The 17,574-nt window shown below is 69.4% G+C and carries 18 protein-coding genes and 2 pseudogenes; 10 read left to right on the top strand and 10 right to left on the bottom strand.

The genetic code is table 11. The features are described from left to right. Positions 1-17 precede the first annotated feature (17 nt). The 3 genes from ACFOX0_RS20305 (at position 18) to ACFOX0_RS20315 (ending at position 2,835) form a co-directional block, all read left to right on the top strand. Positions 18-704 (top strand): response regulator transcription factor, encoded by a 687-nt coding sequence (locus tag ACFOX0_RS20305; protein WP_377548263.1) that lies wholly within the window; start codon positions 18-20, stop codon positions 702-704. 112 nt (positions 705-816) lie between these two features. After that, positions 817-2,088 carry a sensor histidine kinase gene (locus tag ACFOX0_RS20310; protein WP_377548266.1) on the top strand — a complete coding sequence of 424 codons (1,272 nt, stop codon included), beginning with the start codon at positions 817-819 and terminating at the stop codon, positions 2,086-2,088. Positions 2,089-2,178: 90 nt separating this feature from the next. Then, positions 2,179-2,835: an alpha/beta fold hydrolase gene (locus ACFOX0_RS20315; protein ID WP_377548267.1), complete on the top strand. Its 657-nt coding sequence runs from the start codon at positions 2,179-2,181 to the stop codon at positions 2,833-2,835. Positions 2,836-2,854: 19 nt separating this feature from the next. Here ACFOX0_RS20315 and ACFOX0_RS20320 read toward each other — a convergent pair whose 3' ends face one another. Beyond that, complete coding sequence (locus ACFOX0_RS20320; protein WP_377548270.1) at positions 2,855-4,138, bottom strand: serpin family protein; 1,284 nt, start codon at positions 4,136-4,138, stop codon at positions 2,855-2,857. A 224-nt stretch (positions 4,139-4,362) separates the two neighbouring features. Next, positions 4,363-4,758 (bottom strand): VOC family protein, encoded by a 396-nt coding sequence (locus ACFOX0_RS20325; RefSeq protein ID WP_377548272.1) that lies wholly within the window; start codon positions 4,756-4,758, stop codon positions 4,363-4,365. 63 nt (positions 4,759-4,821) lie between these two features. Here ACFOX0_RS20325 and ACFOX0_RS20330 point away from each other — a divergent pair, with 63 nt between their 5' ends. Together ACFOX0_RS20330 and ACFOX0_RS20335 are read left to right on the top strand one after the other, a co-directional pair. Next, entirely contained in the window at positions 4,822-5,322 is a 501-nt protein-coding gene (locus tag ACFOX0_RS20330) for a YcxB family protein (RefSeq protein ID WP_377548274.1), read from the top strand. 25 nt (positions 5,323-5,347) lie between these two features. Beyond that, positions 5,348-5,971, top strand: a complete 624-nt coding sequence (locus tag ACFOX0_RS20335) for a hypothetical protein (RefSeq protein WP_377548276.1) — start codon at positions 5,348-5,350, stop codon at positions 5,969-5,971. Between the two features lie 12 nt (positions 5,972-5,983). Here the strand turns inward: ACFOX0_RS20335 and ACFOX0_RS20340 are convergent, their stop codons facing one another. Then, complete coding sequence (locus ACFOX0_RS20340) at positions 5,984-6,286, bottom strand: hypothetical protein (RefSeq protein WP_377548279.1); 303 nt, start codon at positions 6,284-6,286, stop codon at positions 5,984-5,986. 183 nt (positions 6,287-6,469) lie between these two features. Here ACFOX0_RS20340 and ACFOX0_RS20345 point away from each other — a divergent pair, with 183 nt between their 5' ends. The 3 genes from ACFOX0_RS20345 to ACFOX0_RS20355 all read left to right on the top strand — a co-directional run bounded on the left by ACFOX0_RS20345 (position 6,470) and on the right by ACFOX0_RS20355 (position 10,666). Then, the gene (locus tag ACFOX0_RS20345) at positions 6,470-7,699 is read left to right on the top strand and encodes a helix-turn-helix domain-containing protein (protein ID WP_377548399.1); all 1,230 of its coding nucleotides are present in this window, start codon (positions 6,470-6,472) and stop codon (positions 7,697-7,699) included. Continuing rightward, complete coding sequence (locus ACFOX0_RS20350) at positions 7,696-8,268, top strand: GNAT family N-acetyltransferase (RefSeq protein ID WP_377548282.1); 573 nt, start codon at positions 7,696-7,698, stop codon at positions 8,266-8,268. The genes ACFOX0_RS20345 and ACFOX0_RS20350 overlap by 4 nt, the downstream gene beginning before the upstream one ends. Before the next feature lie 190 nt (positions 8,269-8,458). Further along, positions 8,459-10,666, top strand: coding sequence for an alpha/beta hydrolase (locus ACFOX0_RS20355; protein WP_377548285.1), 2,208 nt, complete (start codon positions 8,459-8,461; stop codon positions 10,664-10,666). 12 nt (positions 10,667-10,678) lie between these two features. On the opposite strand, the gene ACFOX0_RS20360 is transcribed toward ACFOX0_RS20355, so the two are convergent. Both ACFOX0_RS20360 and ACFOX0_RS20365 read right to left on the bottom strand, forming a co-directional pair. After that, positions 10,679-11,461 (bottom strand): MerR family transcriptional regulator, encoded by a 783-nt coding sequence (locus ACFOX0_RS20360; RefSeq protein WP_377548287.1) that lies wholly within the window; start codon positions 11,459-11,461, stop codon positions 10,679-10,681. A gap of 12 nt (positions 11,462-11,473) precedes the next feature. After that, the gene (locus ACFOX0_RS20365; protein ID WP_377548290.1) at positions 11,474-12,295 is read right to left on the bottom strand and encodes an alpha/beta fold hydrolase; all 822 of its coding nucleotides are present in this window, start codon (positions 12,293-12,295) and stop codon (positions 11,474-11,476) included. 290 nt (positions 12,296-12,585) lie between these two features. Between ACFOX0_RS20365 and ACFOX0_RS20370 the strand changes: the two genes are divergently transcribed. Beyond that, positions 12,586-13,152, top strand: coding sequence for a Uma2 family endonuclease (locus tag ACFOX0_RS20370; RefSeq protein ID WP_377548292.1), 567 nt, complete (start codon positions 12,586-12,588; stop codon positions 13,150-13,152). A gap of 19 nt (positions 13,153-13,171) precedes the next feature. Here the strand turns inward: ACFOX0_RS20370 and ACFOX0_RS20375 are convergent, their stop codons facing one another. The 5 genes and pseudogenes from ACFOX0_RS20375 to ACFOX0_RS20390 all read right to left on the bottom strand — a co-directional run bounded on the left by ACFOX0_RS20375 (position 13,172) and on the right by ACFOX0_RS20390 (position 16,849). Then, positions 13,172-14,077 (bottom strand): hypothetical protein, encoded by a 906-nt coding sequence (locus tag ACFOX0_RS20375; RefSeq protein WP_377548294.1) that lies wholly within the window; start codon positions 14,075-14,077, stop codon positions 13,172-13,174. Positions 14,078-14,327: 250 nt separating this feature from the next. Beyond that, a pseudogene (locus ACFOX0_RS20380) lies at positions 14,328-14,816 on the bottom strand (IS701 family transposase); the annotation flags it as partial. Between the two features lie 24 nt (positions 14,817-14,840). Then, positions 14,841-15,053 (bottom strand): annotated as a pseudogene (locus tag ACFOX0_RS34375) (IS256 family transposase); the annotation flags it as partial. Between the two features lie 156 nt (positions 15,054-15,209). Continuing rightward, positions 15,210-16,487 carry an RNA polymerase sigma factor gene (locus ACFOX0_RS20385; RefSeq protein WP_377548297.1) on the bottom strand — a complete coding sequence of 426 codons (1,278 nt, stop codon included), beginning with the start codon at positions 16,485-16,487 and terminating at the stop codon, positions 15,210-15,212. Beyond that, positions 16,484-16,849, bottom strand: a complete 366-nt coding sequence (locus ACFOX0_RS20390) for a YciI family protein (protein WP_377548299.1) — start codon at positions 16,847-16,849, stop codon at positions 16,484-16,486. The genes ACFOX0_RS20385 and ACFOX0_RS20390 overlap by 4 nt, the downstream gene beginning before the upstream one ends. A 274-nt stretch (positions 16,850-17,123) precedes the next feature. Between ACFOX0_RS20390 and ACFOX0_RS20395 the strand changes: the two genes are divergently transcribed. Then, positions 17,124-17,540, top strand: a complete 417-nt coding sequence (locus tag ACFOX0_RS20395) for a DoxX family protein (protein WP_377548301.1) — start codon at positions 17,124-17,126, stop codon at positions 17,538-17,540. The last annotated feature ends 34 nt before the right edge of the window (positions 17,541-17,574 follow it).

Here is a 17,574-nt window from a genome sequence, read left to right on the forward strand (position 1 = left end):
GTGTGATTCTAGGGGTCGTGAGTGGAATCGGAGTGCGGGAGACGGCCACCTACCGCCTCCTGCTGGTCGAGGACGACGGCGAACTGGCCGAGTTGCTGGCGGACGCGCTGACCGCCGAGGGGTACGTCGTCGACCTGGCCCGCGACGGCCAGCGCGGCCTGCACCTGGGCCTCACCCGGCGCTACGACGTCGTGGTCATCGACCGGCTGCTGCCGGCGCTGGACGGGCTCGACCTGTTGCGGCGGCTGCGGTCCAGGGCGGTGCAGTCCCGCGCCCTGCTGCTGACCGCGCTGGGCACCGTGGACGACCGGGTGCACGGCCTGGACGCGGGCGCCGACGACTACCTGGTCAAACCGTTCCACCTGGACGAGCTGAGCGCGCGGTTGCGGGCGCTGTGCCGGCGTACCGCCGACGGGGCCGAGGCGCTGCGGATCGGCGCGGCCCACCTCGATCTCAACCTTCGGGACGTGGTGCTGCCGGACGGGCGTCGGGTGGCACTGTCGGCCCGGGAGTTCGAGCTGCTGCGGGTGCTGGCGGTCCACCCCAACGCCGTGCACTCCCGGTCGGAGCTGCGCCGCCGGGTCTTCGAGGAAACCACCGCCCCATCCATTGTGGACACGTACGTCTACTATCTGCGCCGGAAACTGGGCCGGGCCGTGGTACGGACGATCCACGGCCTCGGTTACCGGCTGGGGACGCTCTGATCGACCGCAGGAGGTGCCAGTGAACCTTTCTCAACCTCCCCTTGCGGGCCGTCGTCGGTCACGGTCGAAGGCGGCGCGTGGGCACCGCGCGGTTCAGGTTGAAAAAGGTTCAGTGGCGCAGCCGTTGACCGTGGCCGACCGGGCGGTGGTGAAGCGGGCCCGGTACCGGGTCGGCGCGGTGGTCGGGTTGGTCATCACCGTGCTGGTCACCCTGGTCGGGGTGATCGCGTACGCCATGATGGCGCGCGCGCAGGACAGCCAGGTCCAGCGGGAGCTGTGGTTCAGCGTGACGTTTGGCAAGACGGCCACCCCGCCCGGCTGCGTCTGGCTGTTCGCCGTCGAGAACGGCGCCGTGACCGACAGCCCGATACCGGCCCCGGCCGGCTTTCCGCTGATCGAGGATCTGACCCAGGTCTCCGACCCGCCCGCGTTGCGGCTGCGCGAGGTGACCCGCAACGGCACCGTCTACCAGGTGCGTACCGAGACCCGGGCCGACGGCCGCCGGGTGCAGGCCGTCTTCGACACCCGCTACCAGCTCGCCGACCGGCGCAGCCTGCTGCTGGCCCTGGCCGTAGCGGAGTGCGTGGGCCTGCTGGTGGCCTGGGCCACCGCGCTGCTGGTGGGACGCCGGGCGGTGGCCCCGCTCACCGAGGCGCTGGCCCGGCAGCGCCGGTTCGTCACCGACGCGAGCCACGAGCTGCGGACCCCCATCACCCAGGCGTACACCCGGGTGCAGGTGCTGGCCCGGGCGGCGGCCACCGCCGATCTGCCGGCCGACCACCGGGCCGGGTTGGACCGGCTGGCCGTCTCGGTGGCCCGGCTCGGCGCGATCGTCGACGACCTGCTGCTCTCGGCCCGGTTCGCGGCCACCCCCGACGGGCGCGACGCGGGGGTCGTCGACCTGGCCGCGCTCGCGGAGTCGGCGGTGGCCGCCGACGCCGACCGGGCGGCCGAGCGCCAACTGACGGTCACCGTCGACCGTCCGCCCGAGCCGCTGCTCGTGCCCGGCATCGAGTCCGCGTTGCGCCGGGCGGTGGGGGAGTTGCTGGCCAACGCGGTCAACCACACCCCGCCCGGTGGTCGGGTGGACCTGACGGTGTCGCGGGGTGCCGGTGGCCTCGTCGAGCTGACCGTGACGGACACCGGCGTCGGGTTCGACCCCGGCGAGGCCGACCGGCTCTTCGACCGCTTCCACCGGGGACCGGGCGGCCACGAACGGCGGTACGGGCTGGGCCTGGCGCTGTTGCGCGAGGTGGTGACCGGTCATCGCGGCACGGTCGAGGCCGCCTCGACCCCGGGCGCCGGGGCCAGGTTCACCATCCGCCTCCCGGCGGCGCAACCGGCCGACTCGGACCGCCGTCGGGTCACCGTGGCCGCGCGCTGACCGCACCCGGCGGCGCCGACGGACGCCCGGGGCAGGTGTAGCCGGCCCGGGATCGGGTAGGCCGCGAACCGCTTCGGTCAGCGGGGGGCGATGGGCGGCGGGCGGGTTCCGGATTCCTTCACCGAGCAGACCGCGCGGATCGGTGACGTCACGATCAACTATGTCCGCGGCGGGCGGAGGAGCACGCTGGTCCTGCTGCACGGCTATCCCCAGTCGTGGTACATGTGGCGCAAGGTGCTGCCGGAACTGGCCGGGCAGCACACGGTCATCGCACCGGACCTGCGCGGCTCCGGCGGCAGCGACGTCCCGACCGGGGGCTACGACAAGAAGACCCTGGCCGCCGACGTGCACGGGCTGCTGACCCAGCTCGGGCTCGACGACGACGTGAGCGTCGTCGGACACGACATCGGCGCCGTGGTCGCGTACGCGTACGCCGCCGCGCACCGCGACCGGGTCCGCAAGCTCGTGCTCACCGAGGCACCCATCCCGGACCAGAGCCTGTACCAGTTGCCGACGCTGACCACGCGGGGCCCGGGTCTCTGGAACCTCGGCTACTTCACCGTGCTGACCATGCCGGTCCTCGCCCTCGGCGCCCGCGCCAGCCTCGGGGACGCGGTGGCGACCCAGGTCGCGCGGTACGCCACGACGGTGACCGGGGACGTCGTGGAGGACTGCGGCCACTGGCTCTTCGAGGAACAACCGACCGAACTCACCACCCGCCTGACCCGGTTTCTCCAGCGGCCCTGAGCCGGGCGGTGTGCCGGGCTCAGCCGGTGACCAGCGGGTCGTGGACCCGGCCGACGAACAGCGGTACGCCGGTGGACCGGTCGTGGATGACGTACAGGAACGGCCGGTTCACGAAGAACTGCGGCCCCTGGGGGATCGACGGTGGCCGGACGATGACGGCCGACGCGGCCGCGGCCTCGGTGCCCTTCTCGTCGACCGCGATGAAGGTCTCGTGCACCACGTTGTCGACGCACAGGTCCGGTTCGGTGCTCATCGCGGTGAGGTCGGCGCTCGGCGTGAACGCCGTCGGCATGCCGAGGTCGCTCAGCGCGGCCCGCAGCTCGACCGGGAGGCGGAACGTCCACCGGGGCAGGCGCAGTTGCACGGTGGCGGACCGGAAGCCGGTCAGCAACGCGCCCAGCCACGTCGCGTCGAGCCGTGCCTCGACCGCGGCGAGATCACCCCGGGTCGGCAGGACGACGGCCATGGCCAGCCCGCCACCCGCGTACGGGACGTCGACCGCGCGCCACCCGTCCCCCTCCAGGTAGCCCATCGGGTCGAACGGCCCGCGCATCGTCGGGACGTCGATCACGGTGCCGTCGTCCCGGGTGAACGGCTCCGCCGCCGTGGCCGTCGCGGTGAACGGGTACGTCCAGGCCGCCCTGAGGTACGTCGTGTTGGTCAGCATCAGGCTGGTGTCGGCCCGCACGGTGTCGGGCCGCAACAACTCCGGGATCTTCGCGTTGGTCCGGTCGGACACCCAGGTGTTGATCTCCTGACGGGTCGCCTCCGGCGCGCCACGGAAGTCGACCGGGTGCGGCGCGGCGCCGTAGTAGCCGGCCAGAGTGTCCCGGAACCCGGGCCGTAGGTCCAGATCGAGCCGGGTCCACAGGGCGTTGGCGGTGGTCAGCCGGGCCTGCTTGATTCCGTCGCCGTCCTGGTACCGGCCGGCGAGCAGTTGGTCGACGGTGTTCAACCCGCTGTCCAGCGCGCCGGGTCGCGGCTGCGGCGCATGCAGCACGGTGTCCATCTCGTCCGCCGTGGTCGAGCGGGCACCCGCCCTGGTCATCGCGAGCGCGAGCGCGACCGAGTACGGCGCGCACACCACGTTGCCGCCCGCGCGGGCCGACGCCAGCCGGCGGTAGAGGTCGGCCGTGAAGCCGCACACCGCGGTCGCGGCGCCCTGCGTCGTGGCCGGGTCCGGCGGTACGCGTACCGGATCCGTCGACGTGGCGGACCCGTCGGCCCGGCGGGGGAAGCTGGGGGCGGTGGCCAGGGCGGCGGCGACCGGTGCCACCCGCAGGATCGATCGTCGCGAGACCATGGCCCGACGGTAGGGCAGTCCTGCCGGGACCCACCAGGTCGAGAGGCCAGATTTATCGAAGTCTGGCAATGTCCGGCACGCGCGTCCGTGTTCTGGATGCTCGCCGTGGCGGCCGGGATCCTGCTCGCGGTCGCCGTACTCGCCGCCGTGCCCGCCCTGACCGCCAGCCGGCGCCCGGTCGCGGACGCCCTCCGGTCCGCGCCGACCTGACGGGTACGGACGCCTCAGGCGCGCCCGGCGGCCACCTCGGCGTTGCTGCGCAGGATGCAGAACTCGTTCCCCTCGGGATCGGCCAGCACCACCCAGCCGGTCCCGTCCGGGTTGCGCCGGTCGTCGACGGTGGTCGCACCCAGCTCCACCAGGCGGGTCAGTTCGTCGTCGCGGGCGCCCTCGACCGGACGCAGGTCGAAGTGAATCCTGTTCTTGACCTGCTTCGGCTCCGGCACCTCGATGAAGAGCAGGCGATGGGTCCGGTCCCGGGACATGATCAGGCATTCCTCGTGCCCCGGCTCGTTCGGGTCGTCGGGGTCCTCGACGTAGTCCAGGACGCCCTGCCACCAGCGGCTCAACGGGTAGGCGTCGGCGCAGTCGACACTCGTGTGGGAGATGAAGGAGGTCATCCGGGCATGGTCGCAGGACCGGCCGGGATGATCCAGCGGATTGCCGGGCACTATCGTTCTGGCGTGCACATCCGTTTCGACGTCCCGGCCGATCCGGCCTACCCGGGCCGGGTGGCCGCCGTGCTCAGCGACGTCCGGCTGCGGAAGTACGGCTACATCGGCGCGGCGCTCGCGGCGGCCGGGGCGATCGGCCTCGTCGTGTCGCGCGGGTACCCGTGGGGCGACCGGGTCACGTCGCTGTGCGTGGCGCTGCTCCTGGCCGGCCTGCTGTCGATGCTGTACGCGCCGTGGGTGCGGTGGCGCGCCCGGCGCCGGTCCGGCCGCTACGCCGTCGAGGGCGGCTACGACATCACCGACGACAACATCATGATGCGCAGCGGCACGGAGTCCGGCGGCATCGCCTGGGACGGGGTCACCGAGGTCAGGGACACCCCCGAGTTCTGGATCGTGTACGTCGGCCGGATGCCGGCGACCGTGATCCCCCGCCACCTGATGTCGGCCGGGGACGCCGAGACGCTGCGCGCCTTCATGTCCGACCGCGGGCTGCTCCGGTCCCCGCTCTGATCTTGGTTGTACTAGTCTTCGCGCCATGGCCTTGTCCCCGGACCAGTTCTACGACCACGCGTTGGCTGCCGCGGACGCCGAGGGACGGCTTCCGCTGGCCCGCATGACGGGCTGGGACATCAGCCCGTTCGAGTCGGACGGGTTGCGCGTCTCGCCGCTGCGTCCACCGGTGCTGCCCGAGCCGGCCCGGCACGGCGAGGACCCGGCGCGGTGTCGCAGCTGCGAGCAGCGCGACGAGGGGATCTGGCTCAACGACGACTGGCGGCTGACCCGGATCCCCGGAGTGGGCGTACCGCTGGTGTTGATGCTGCATCCGCGCGACCACTACGACATGGCGGACCTGCCCGACGAACTCGCCGCCGAGCTGGGGCTGCTGAGCACCCGGATCGTCCGGCACGTGCAGGCGCTGCCGCACATCTCCCGGGCCCACGTCTACCGCGTCGGCGACGGCGGCGCGCACCTGCACGTCTGGTTCTTCGCCCGGCCGGAGGGCCAGGCGCAGCTCTACGGATCCTGGCTGCCCGTCTGGGACGACCTGCTGCCGGAGTATCCCGCCGACGTGGCCGACGCGGACGCCGCGATCGTGGCCGACGCCCTGGTCGCCTCGCACGGCGGCCGCCGATCGGTCCCCACCCCACCGCCCGCCTGACCAACGCGATGGTTAACCCTCCCGGGCTCCCGGCGGACGGAAGCCGGCGACGAGCGCGGCGACCTTGCCGGCGGTGTGGGGATCGGCGAGGTGCTCTCGCCGCAAATCGTTCTCCCGCATCAGGCTTCCGAGCTGGCTGCGGGAAATGACGTATCTGTTGCGAGGCCCTTCACCGGAACCGTCCGCACTCACCAGGTAGCTACCGTCCGGTGTCCGTACGATCAGCGCCGGGCCCTGCGCATGATGATCGGCAAGTCGCCGTACTGCGTGAACCAGACCACCGGGTCGAACGCTCTGGTTGTCGTTTTTCTTCATCAGGTCGCCTCGCATCCTCGAACCAATGGCGTCGCCGCCGTACTTGGCACCACTCCCCAGGGGAACGAGCGCGACGACGGGCCGGGTAAGTGACGGCACGACTACACAATCGGCGCTAGCCTGTGGACACCGAAAGACGTGAGCAGTGTGCCCACACCTGGCCCACACATTTGCTGGAGAGTGATGGACGGCTTCGGGCGGAGACTGAGGCAGCTACGGCAACAGCGGGGTTGGAGTCTGCGGGATCTGGCCCGAGTCGCCGCCTACGACCACAGCTACCTGAGCCAGATCGAACGAGGTGTACGGGCGCCGACGGCCGCCCTGGCCGAGACCTGTGATCGGACGTTGGACGCCGGCGGCGCGCTCCTTGCGGCGTACCATCAGCACGGACCATCAGAGGATGACATGCAGCGGAGGACACTCCTCAGAGCTCTCGGGGCACTCGCCACCACCGCTCCCAACAGGGATATCGGCCTGGAGGCCATACGGCAGGGCGTGAATCACGCCGCGCGCGCCGACGAGGACGAGTGGCTGGCCATCATCGCCGACTACGGATACGCCTACTACACCCGTTCGCCGAGCCAGTTGCTTGCGGATCTCACTGCGGATCTAGCAGTACTGCAGACCCTCGTCAGTGCCCACCGCGACCCAGAGCGGGCTCGGACGTTGCTGACGGTCGCCGCTCACCTATCGGTGATCGTGGCGATGACCGCAGCCGGACAAACGGATACGCACGCCGCCCGGCGATGGTGGCGCACCGCTCACCGGGCCGCCGAGCGGTCCGGGGATGTGGACACCCGGATCCTGGTAGCAGCCTGGAAGGTCGTCGGCGGGTGTTACGACCAGCGTCCGGCCGCCGAAACGCTTGCCGCGTCGGAAGTCGCTGTCAATCTCACCGGCAATCGCGCGACTGCCGCCATCGCAGGGCTCTGGGCAGGTAGGGCGCAAATGTTCGCCCTCACCGGCCGGCATGCCGAGGCCGCCAATGCCGCCGTCCAGGTGGAACGGATCACCGAGCGGCTACCTGATGTCGTGACACAGGACGTCGAGTCGCTGTGGGGATGGCCGGAGCACCGATTGCGACACGCCCAGTCGTACGTCTACACGCTGACGCGTGACCAGAAAGCCGCCACGGCCGCGCAGGACCGGGCGCTCGCGCTCTATCCGCCCTCGCAGGCCCGACTGCGCGCGCAGGTGGAACTCCACCGAGCTGCCGGCATGATCTACGCCGGTCACATACCCGATGGGCTACGGCACGCCGCCGATGCCCTGGACAGGTTGCCCGTCAGGCAGCACACGAGAGCGCTGCACGCGGTGACGCGACAGGTTCTGCGGGCAGTGCCCACCTCGCAGCGGTCACTACCCGCTGTAGATGATCTCGCCGCACGGCTGGCAGAGCCTTCAGCGCCGTGACTGTCACCTACCGATCGGTACCGCCCGCCGAAGTTCCGCCGATGGTCGATGCGCTGGTAGATCTCTACGCCGTCGTCTACGCCGAGTCGCCGTACTCGGAGGGACCGGATCAAGTGGCCCGGTTCCGTCATGGTATCCCCGATGACACGACGCGGGACGGGTTCGAGCTTGTCGTCGCCGCCGACGAGACCGGAACGGTGGTGGGCGCAGCCTACGGCTGGACGATGCCAACCGGGAAATGGTGGAGCCGTGCCACCACAGCCGGTCCCGTACACGTGGTGGCCGCCGATAAACTCGCCGTGATGGAGTGGCTCGTTCACCCTGGACATCGAGGAAGAGGAATCGGTGCTGGGCTGATGCGTCGCCTCCTTGCTGACCGAAGGGAACGATGGGCCACGCTCGCGTCCGATCCTCGTTCTGCCGCCCGGCGCATGTATGAGCGAGCGGGGTGGGTGCAGGTCGGTGAGTCCACGCTTCCATGGGGCGCGCCGATGCATCTGCTGGCGATCGAGATCAAGAAGCTGTGCCAGGATCGGCAATTGATTGACACGCTTAAATATGTCGAGTAGGTTGTCGATCATAATGCGCCGGGCGGCGGTGCGCAGAACCGCCCAGGACGTGCCGTGATGTTAACCATGAGGCATGGCGTCGTGTCACGGCCGACCTGCCCGGTCGGAAAGCCGGCATGCCGCTCCGCTGGGCCACGAACACGAAGTCGAACTCGGGTTGCCGCCCAGCACAGCGCGAGGAGTTGAGGTAATGGCAGGTGCATCCCCGCACTGGCGACCGACCCACCGCGCCGGCGTACGCCGCTGCCTGGCGGCGCTCGGCACTCTCATCCTGGGAGCGGTGGTGGTGCTGACCGGAGCCCAGCCGGCCGCGGCGGCGACCCCGTGGCTCACCGTGTCCGACGGGTTCGCGTCGTTCCGGGTCCCGGCCGCCGACCTGGAAAGCGCGCTCGGCACGGTGTCGAACGTCGTCGTCGAAGCGGACTTCGGTCCGTCCTTCGCCCTCGCGGACCTGGGCCTCGGACGGTCCGGGGACGCCTGGACGTCCGTGATCGGCCCGCTGCGGCCGGGACTGTACCACTACCGGATCCGCGCCGACGGCACCAAGCTCCTCAAGGACCCGACCAACACCGGCGCGGTCACCTCCGACCCGACCTGGAGCACGTTCCTCGTTTCGGGTGACGCCGCGAGCCTGCTCGCGGACGTGCCCGCCGGTCAGGGCGGGACCCTCGGCACCGTCAGCTACCCGGTCGGGCCACGGCAGACCCGGTCCGCCACCGTCTGGACCCCACCCGGCTACGACGCGCACCGGCACCGCCCGTACCCGGTGCTATACCTCCAGCAGGGCGCGGACGGCAGCCGTACCGACTGGCTCGACCTCGGACGCGCCCGGCAGATCCTCGAGAACCTCGCCGTGCGGGGGCGGATCGAACCCATGGTGGTCGTGCTGGGCGACGGCGACGGCCCCGACTTCCAGCCGGAACTGCGCGCCCTCGCGCGGGCCGTCCGGCGGGCGTACAACATCGCCGACGACCCCGCGCACCGGGCGCTCGCCGGCGCGTCGGCCGGCGGAAGCCAGGTGCTGCGGCACGCCCTCACCCATCCCGGCGATTACGCCTACGTGGGCTCGTTCGCCGGCTCGCTGACCGACGAACACCTGCGGATCGACGGCCGGGCCGTCAACGCCGGGACCCGGCTGCTGCGCCTGTACACCGGCAACATGACCGACCCCGCGTACAACCCGACCTACCAAACCCTGCGCACGCTCGACCGGTCCCGGGTCCGGCACGACTTCGACGGGGTGAACCCGGACGACGGCCACACCTGGAACGCCTGGCGGGAGAATCTGGCGGACTTCCTGCCCCGGTTGTTCCGGCCCGTCCACGACCACGGTCCGAGCGCCGGCCACCTGCCGTTGACCCGGGAGTTCGCGACGCCGGCTCCGGGCAGCACGCCGACCCCGTGGCTCACCCGGGACGCCAACGGAGACACCTTCGCCACCGTCGAGACGGGCACCGAGTACGCGGGCGCGGGCCGGGTGACCCTCTGGGGCAACTGGGCGCCCGGCGGAAGCTGGGTCAACGTTCCGCTCACCCGCAGCGGTGACCGGTGGCGGGGGACCGTGGGCCCGCTCAAGCCCTGGTTCTACTACTACAAGTTCATCGTCGACCTGGTGTCGAAGAAGGACACCGCGAACCCGACACACATCACCACGGAACCGACCTGGAGCACGTTCCTCGCCCCCGGACCGGCCGCCCACCCACTGACCGACGTCCCGGCCGGTCGGGGCGGCACGCTCACCACCCTGACCTACACCAGCACCGTGGTCGCGGCCGAACGCACCGCGTACGTGTGGACACCGCCCGGCTACGACCCCGCCCGCGCGGAACCGTACCCGGTGCTGTACCTCCAACACGGCGGCGGCCAGAACTACACCGACTGGGTGGAGATGGGCCGCGCCAAGCAGATCCTCGACAACGGCTTCCGCGACGGGAAAATCGTGCCGATGGTCGTGGTGATGGGCAACGGCAACGTGCCGGACTTCGGGAAGGAGTTGCTGGACAACATCGTCCCGGCGGCCCGGGCCGCGTACCACATCTCGCACGACCCGGCGCGGCAGGCCCTCGCCGGCCTGTCGATGGGCGGGTTCCAGGCCCTCGACCTCCTCAAGACGCATCCGGGCGAGTTCGCCTACGTCGGCACGTTCTCCGCGGGCGTGTTCAACTCCACCGGCTTCGACGTCGCGGCGGTCAACCGCGGCACGAAGCTGCTGCGGATGTACACCGGCAACGTGACGGACTTCGTCTACCCCACCGTGTTGTCCACGATGGCGACCTTCGACACCCTCGGAATCCGGTACGAATTCGCCGGGGTGACACAGGGCCCGCACGGCTGGGACGCGTGGCAGAAAAATCTCATCGACTTCGCGCCGCGGCTGTTCCGGTCCGACAGCACCTGACGGGACAGCCGGTCATGGAGAGCAGGGTGGGTCCACTCGTTTGAGTTCGGTCCAGCCGGTCCAGCCCCGCTCCTTGAGCAACTCGATCAGCCGACGGGCCGGCGGTACGGTGTCGAACACCAGGGTGTCCATCAGCGTGACCAGGGTCGGTTCGATGTCCGTGTCGTCGACGTAGTTCTCCCCCCGTTCGTCGACCAGTTGTGTGATGTAGACGGCCAGTTCCTCGGCCAGCTCGACCAGCAACGGGTCGTCGTCGGTCCGGTCGAGGGCCTGGCCGAGGGCGAAGTAGAAGCCGACGAACTGCGGGTCGTCGAGCTGCTCACACTTGCGCGCCATCCATTCCGGCACTCGTTCCGGTGAGCGCGCGACCAGCGGGATCCAGCCGTCGCGCTCGACCCGAACGATCCGTTCGTCGACCCCCAGCGCCCGCAGCCGGTCGAGGTGATCGACCACCATCGGGGGAAGCACCAGGTTGTCCCCGGCGGCCAGGTGTGCGATCCGCTCCCGATGCCGTTGCCGTTGCCGGATCTCCGCCCGTAGCCGCTTGTCGATGTCTGCGACCGCCGCGGCGAACTCCTCCTCGTCGGCCCGCAGCAGCTCCCGTATTCGCGCGAGTGGGACTCCGGCCTCGGCGAGGGTCCGGATCCTGATGAGATCGACCATGGCGGTGGCGTCGTACCTCCGGTAGCCGGAGTGGTCCCGCTCCGGTTCCGGTAGCAGCCCCTTGGCGTGGTAGTGCCTCACCGTACGAACCGTCACCCCGGCATACGACGCCAGCTCACCGATGGTCAACATTGCTTCAGTCTCCTACGGCGCGGTCACGGAGCCGGCTTGGCCGGCAGCGTCCCGGGTACCGCGGATGATCCGGGCGATCTCCGGGGCGTGGGTGAAGGGCAGCCGGTGGTCGGCGTCGAGCCAGAACGTGGCGATGCGCGGCTGCTCGCGCACGAGCCGCTCGACGCCGGCACGCCAGTTCTGATTGAGTTGCGGCGCCGGCCCTTCGCCGCTGTCGCCGGCCATCGAGGCCGACATGATCATGCTGATGGGCTGCTCGATCTTCCGGTATGGCTGAAGGATCCCCGACCGGACCACATCGATCTCGACGTTCAGGTCAAAAATCTCCTGACCGGTGAGCAACACCTGGCGGGCGGTGCCCCGTAGGGATCCCTGCTGCGTTGCCAGCTCCTCCCACATCGCCAGAAACGCCGCCGCGTCAGCCTCGGTGATGAACGGGTCGGGCACCGGGTTCGCCCCGTCGATGAGAACGAGCCCGGCGACGGTGCCGGCATGCGCGGAGGCATAGTGCACGGCCAGGTCCGCGCCCAGCGAATAGCCCACGAGCAGGGGCGCCGAGGGCGGATCGAGGCGTTCCAGCTCCGCCATCACGGCAACGAGATCGCTGAGGAAAGCCTCGAAGGAGTAGTCGTCGGCGGCGGTGGCGCGGCCATGGCCGCGCAGGTCGAAGGTCACCACGTCGTGGTCGTGCCGCAACAACTCGGTCAGCTCGCGCAGGTCTGCCTGTGTCGAGTTCAGCCCGGGACACAGGACCAGCGGCCGACCTCGGCCGCCGCGAGACACCGGGATCGTGACGCCGTCGTGCTGGATCGTGAAATGCCGTACGTCGGTCATGCCACCATGCTGAAAGGTTGACCCTGCGTCAGGGTCAAACCGCCACGCCGCTCGTCAGCGCACCGCCTGGTCGCTCCGACGTGGTCGGCGTTACGGCGAGGGCTGTTGCGTGCGGCGAAGTCGAGGTGCTATTCACGTATAAAGGGCTGAATTGGAGTAAATCGGTGCACGGGCCGAGAGGCATGGTTGTCGCCGGAGGCACGGTATCTTGAGGTTGGTGGCCCGGCCACAACGTTCTGAAAGAACTATGTAACGGATTGAGGCGGATCTCCGTTGTTCAGGAGGTGTGTATGACTGTCGAGATGGTCGCGCCGGCCTGGATGCACGAGCAGGTCACGGCCGAGCAGTACGCGACCTGGACAGAAGAGCAGTGCGCGGGTATCGAGATCGTGGATGGGATGGTCCTCGTGAGTCCGAGTGCCTCCAAGCGACACAACCGCCTGGCCAGGATTCTGGCGAACGCCTTGGATGCTGCCGCGGGACCGGACTGGAACGCTGATACCGACTTCGATCTCCGGCTCCAGGACGTACCGCTGAACAACCGCCGTCCTGACGTGACGGTCTACCGGGCGGAGACCATCGATGTCACCCCGACCCGGCCCGAGCATGTGCTTCTTGTGGTCGAAGTGGTCTCTCCCGGCTCGGAGACGACCGACCGGATCGTCAAGGCCGATCAGTACGCGAGGGCCGGAATTCAGTTCTACTGGCGGGTCGAGCAAGCCGCCACCGGGGCGCCCCTCGTCTACACATACGTTCTTGACCCGGCGACCAGACGCTACCGCGACGGCGAGATCTTCACCGGCGTCGTGAAGGTGACCGCGCCCTTTTTCGTCGAGGTGGACCTCGGCAAGAACTGACTTGTCCGCACCGGAGCCGTCAGCCGGTCAGAAGCGTCGCCGACCACGATATCGGCTCCGGCTCCTTGCGGCCGTTGCGCCGGGCGATCTCCACCAGTTGGGCCATGCCGCGATCGCTGAGAACCTCGATGTGCTCCTCCAGCAGGGCGCCGTCGGGGTCCAGGGCGTCATACCGTTCCCACTGCTCGGTGCGGAAGAGGAAAAGAGGCAACACAGTCGGGGACGCTGGCTCCTGGCCGCTGTCCGTGACGGCGGCCAGCGCCTCGGTGTCGCCCTCGACGGCGAGCAGGCACAGCCGCTCGCGGGCCGGGCCGGGGCCCAGCGCACGCAGCCGTTGGCGGCACACCTGCGCGACCGGCGCCGGGAATCTCCCGCCCGCGAGGCGCGCCAGCGTCGGCACCAGGCTCGCCGGGTCGTAGCTGTCCAGCAGGTCGAGCCGTCCCTTCAGGATCGCGACGACGGCGAGCGCGGTGCGGTCCCTGCCAAGCGGAGCGGGCCGGCACAGATGGGGATTGTCCAACGCCAGGCCAAGGACCCCCCAGTACGGCGGGTCCTCGCCGGACAGGGCCTCCTCGAAGTCACCGAGTAGTACCGGATGGTCGGTGGCGCGCAACACGTCGGCCAGCGCCGCACGAATTTCGGGGTCGGGGAAGTCCCGCGCGGTCCGCAGCACCCGACCTCCGTTCGGCGGCGCCGTGACCAGCCTCACCCGCGGCTCGTGCGGACAGTCCGGCGCGGACGCGAGCAGAAACCGCAACGCCGCCTTCGGCCGGTCGAACAATGCGGTCCAGATGCGGTTGGGCGCCGCCGGATCGCGGGTCCAGGCCCGAGCGAGGGCCACCTCGGCCATCGCCGAGACCCGTTGGTCCCGCGCGTCCGCCATCAGCCGGACCACCGTTTCGGTGTGGTGGTTTCTACGCCTCATCCGTCTACACAGGATCCATGCAGCAAGCCGTGCCGTTGGTCCGACGGTGCCTTCCGCCTTCCGCTCCAGCATTCCCTCATTGTCAGCCCTACGGGCAATTAATACTGCAACCCAGGGTCGTCACTTTCGAGGCGTTTGGATTGTTTGCGGTAATGGGCGGCGCGGGCTTGGGCCTGGCGTCTGCGGCGCCATCGTGACCAGTGCAGGGCTTTGGTCATCACGGCACGTCCGCCTTGGGCGAGGCGGGCCATCAGGCGGCGGATCTCGTTGCTGCTGAGCGGGACAAACTCGTCTGCCTCGGGATCGTCGCCCCCTTTACCGCCTCGACGGTCGCGGCTCGTTCGGTGGCGCGGGTGACGACCAGGTGGGCCAGGGCCGCCATGGACAGCGTGATGTGGGCGTACCAGGCGTCGTAGCGGCGGACCTGGTAGTGGTCCAGGCCGGTCTCGTTCTTCGCGGTCTGGAACAGTTCCTCGATGGACCATCGGCTGCCGGCCACCCGGACCAGTTCCCGCAGCCGGGAGCCGCGTGGCCCGGAGCACACGTAGTAGGCGATGTCGGTCGGGTCGCAGATCGAGCGGCGGGCCAGTACCCAGCCGCGCCGGTCGGTGCCGAAGTCACGGCGGATCGGGGTGGCTACCCAGTCGTAGACCCGTGGGCCGTGTGCGCCGTCGCCGGCGCTGCGGTGCTTCCACGCCCCGGCCGGGAGTTTGGCGATCATCTCATCGACCCGGCTGGTCGTGAGCAACCCGGCCGCGACCTGGTCGTGCTTGTCATAGCCGACGTGGTCGGTGATCTCCCCCTCGAGGGCGGACTCGAGGACCCGCTTGGTCAGCTGCTGCAGCAGCCCGCCCTCACCGGTCAGCTTCAGCCCGTCACCACGAGCCCGATCGACCAGCATCGCGATCAACTGCTCATCCGTGACCGCACCCACCGGCTCCACGGCCGGCTCTCCCACGGTGGTCTCGGTCGTCATCTGGCGTCTCTCCCTTGAACGGTCGATCAGCCGTTATTTGTACAGTCCCACACCCCTCACACCCGACCACATCGGACGAACCTGACCATTCAAGCTCTGTAAGGGATGGTTGTCGGAGTCCGAGGTCGTCTGCACGGCTGACCGTGGTCGTCTGCACTACGTCGATTGGGAGCCGGGCGGCGTGGGTGCATTGGTGATCTTGGCCGCCCGGGCGTCGAGGTAGCGCTTCTCGGGAAGGCTCGTCGCGTAGCGGGCCGCGGTGCGGTAGCTGGCCCGGGCGTCTTGCCGCCGATTGGCCATCTCGAGCAGATGGGCACGTACGGAATGGAGCCGGTGATGGCGCGCCATCCGGTCGTCGGCTTCTAGGCTGGTGATGATGTCAAGGCCGGCATCGGGGCCATGGACCATGGCGACGGCGACGCTTCTGCTAAGGGTCGCCATCGGGTTGGGTGAGACCTGTTCAAGCAGCTCGTAGAGGGCGAGGATCTGCGGCCAGTCGGTGTCTTCGACCCGTCGGGCTTCGTCATGGACAGCGGCGATCGCCGCTTGGATCTGGTACGGTCCGAGCTGACGAGTGCGGGACAACGTTTCGGTGACTAGTGCGGTGCCTTCGGCGATGAGGCTCTGGTCCCAGCGGCTACGGTCCTGCTCAGGCAGCGGAACGAGCGAGCCGTCGTCGCCAGTACGGGCGTCGCGGCGTGCTTCGGTCAGCAGCATCAGCGCCAGTAGTCCGGCCACCTCACCGTCGTCGGGAAGCAGCCGATGTAGTAGACGGGTCAGGTGCACCGCCTCGCCGGTCAGGTCATGGCGCTGTAGTTGGGGGCCGAAGGTGACGGTGTAGCCCTCGTTAAACATCAGGTAGAGGACGTGCAGCACCGCCTTTAGTCGTTCGGGACGTTCGGCCTCCGGCGGCAGCTGGAACGTCGCACCCGCCTTGCGGATGCTCTGTTTGGCCCGGCTGATGCGCTGTGCCATGGTCGCTTCGGGAACGAAGAAGGCGTGGGCGATGTCGGCGGTGCTCAGTCCGCCGACCGCCCGCAATGTCAACGCGATCTGCGACGGCGGCGACAGTGACGGGTGACAGCACAGGAACAACAGCGTCAGGCTGTCATCGTGCTCGTTGCCGGGCGGCTGATCGGCGGCGGCCGCCACGAGTAGGGACGGCGGGGTGGCGAGCAGGTCTGCGTCCTCACGCCGTCGACGCGCGGCGTCGCTGCGTACCCAGTCGGTGAACCGGCGTGTGGCGACGGTGACCAGCCACCCGTACGGGTTCTCGGGCACGCCCTGCTCGGGCCATTGCGTGGCGGCGGCGAGCAGCGCCTCCTGGACGGCGTCCTCAGCGGAGTCGAACCCCCCGAAGCGGCGCATGAGCGCGCCGAGGACCTGCGGCGCCAGGTGGCGCAGCAGGTCCTCGAGTGGTTCCTTGCCGCTCAAATCTCGTTCCCGGTGGCCTCGTGCAGGATCGGCCAGACCTCGACCGCGTTGAACGAGGCGAACGGCAGTTCAGCGGCGATGTCCAAGGCGCGCTGCTCGCTTTCCACATCGATCAGGTACCAGCTGGCCAGGTACTCTTTGGCTTCCAGGTAAGGGCCGTCGGTTACGGCCGGCGCCCCGTTTCGCACCCGCACCGTCTTCGCCTGTGCCGCGTCGGCGTTTCCGTACGCGCCCAGCAACTCGCCGGTCTCCTTGAACTTGCGGTTGAACGCCTCCTGCTCGGCGATGGCCTTCTGGAACTCCTCGGCCGAGAACGACTCCCACAGCTCCTGGTTGCCGTAGATGGTGATCATGTACTTCATGGTCGGCTTCTTTCCTCGACGAGCGTCCCCCGCTGGGCGCCCTTCGCTGGCTGGTCGGAGCCGACGGGTACACCTCGACATCCTCGACCAAGATTTTCTCACGCTGACTTCCCGACGCTCCCGCTGGCGTGGTCGTCGCAGGTAGACGCGACGGATGAAGTCCACGCCGAGAGCTCGTGCCGAGAACTTTGACGGACGTGTCGAGGTTCTCGCGGCGGCTCCGACTGGGTGGTGAAGGCCACGACGGCCACCCACCCTTAGAAGGGACAACGTCATGACGTTCACCCACGCCACCCCGACGACGACCTCCGGCCGCAAGGTCAATATCGCGCTCTGGGCGCTGCAGGTCCTGCTGGCCGCCGCGTTCCTGCTGGCCGCCTGCACGAAGTTCATCGCCTACCCCGACGCCGTTGAGGCATTCGATCAGATCGGCCTCGGTGTTTGGTTCATGTACTTCATCGGAGCAGTTGAACTCTCCGGCGCGGTCGGACTGCTGGTACCGGCCCTGTCCGGTCTGGCCGGGCTGGGCCTCACCGCCCTGCTGGCCGGCGCGGTCGTCACCCAGATACTGCTATTCGACCCCGTCACCGTGATCACCCCGGCCGCCTACTTGGTGCCCGTCACACTCGTTGCCTGGGGCCGCCGCCAGCACACCGTAAAGCTCTTGCGCCGCAGTAACCGCGAAGCCTGACCCAGCAACCGACGTCGAGCCGTACAAGGTCCTG

Source organism: Micromonospora zhanjiangensis (assembly GCF_042650605.1).
Taxonomy (GTDB): domain Bacteria; phylum Actinomycetota; class Actinomycetes; order Mycobacteriales; family Micromonosporaceae; genus Micromonospora_J; species Micromonospora_J zhanjiangensis.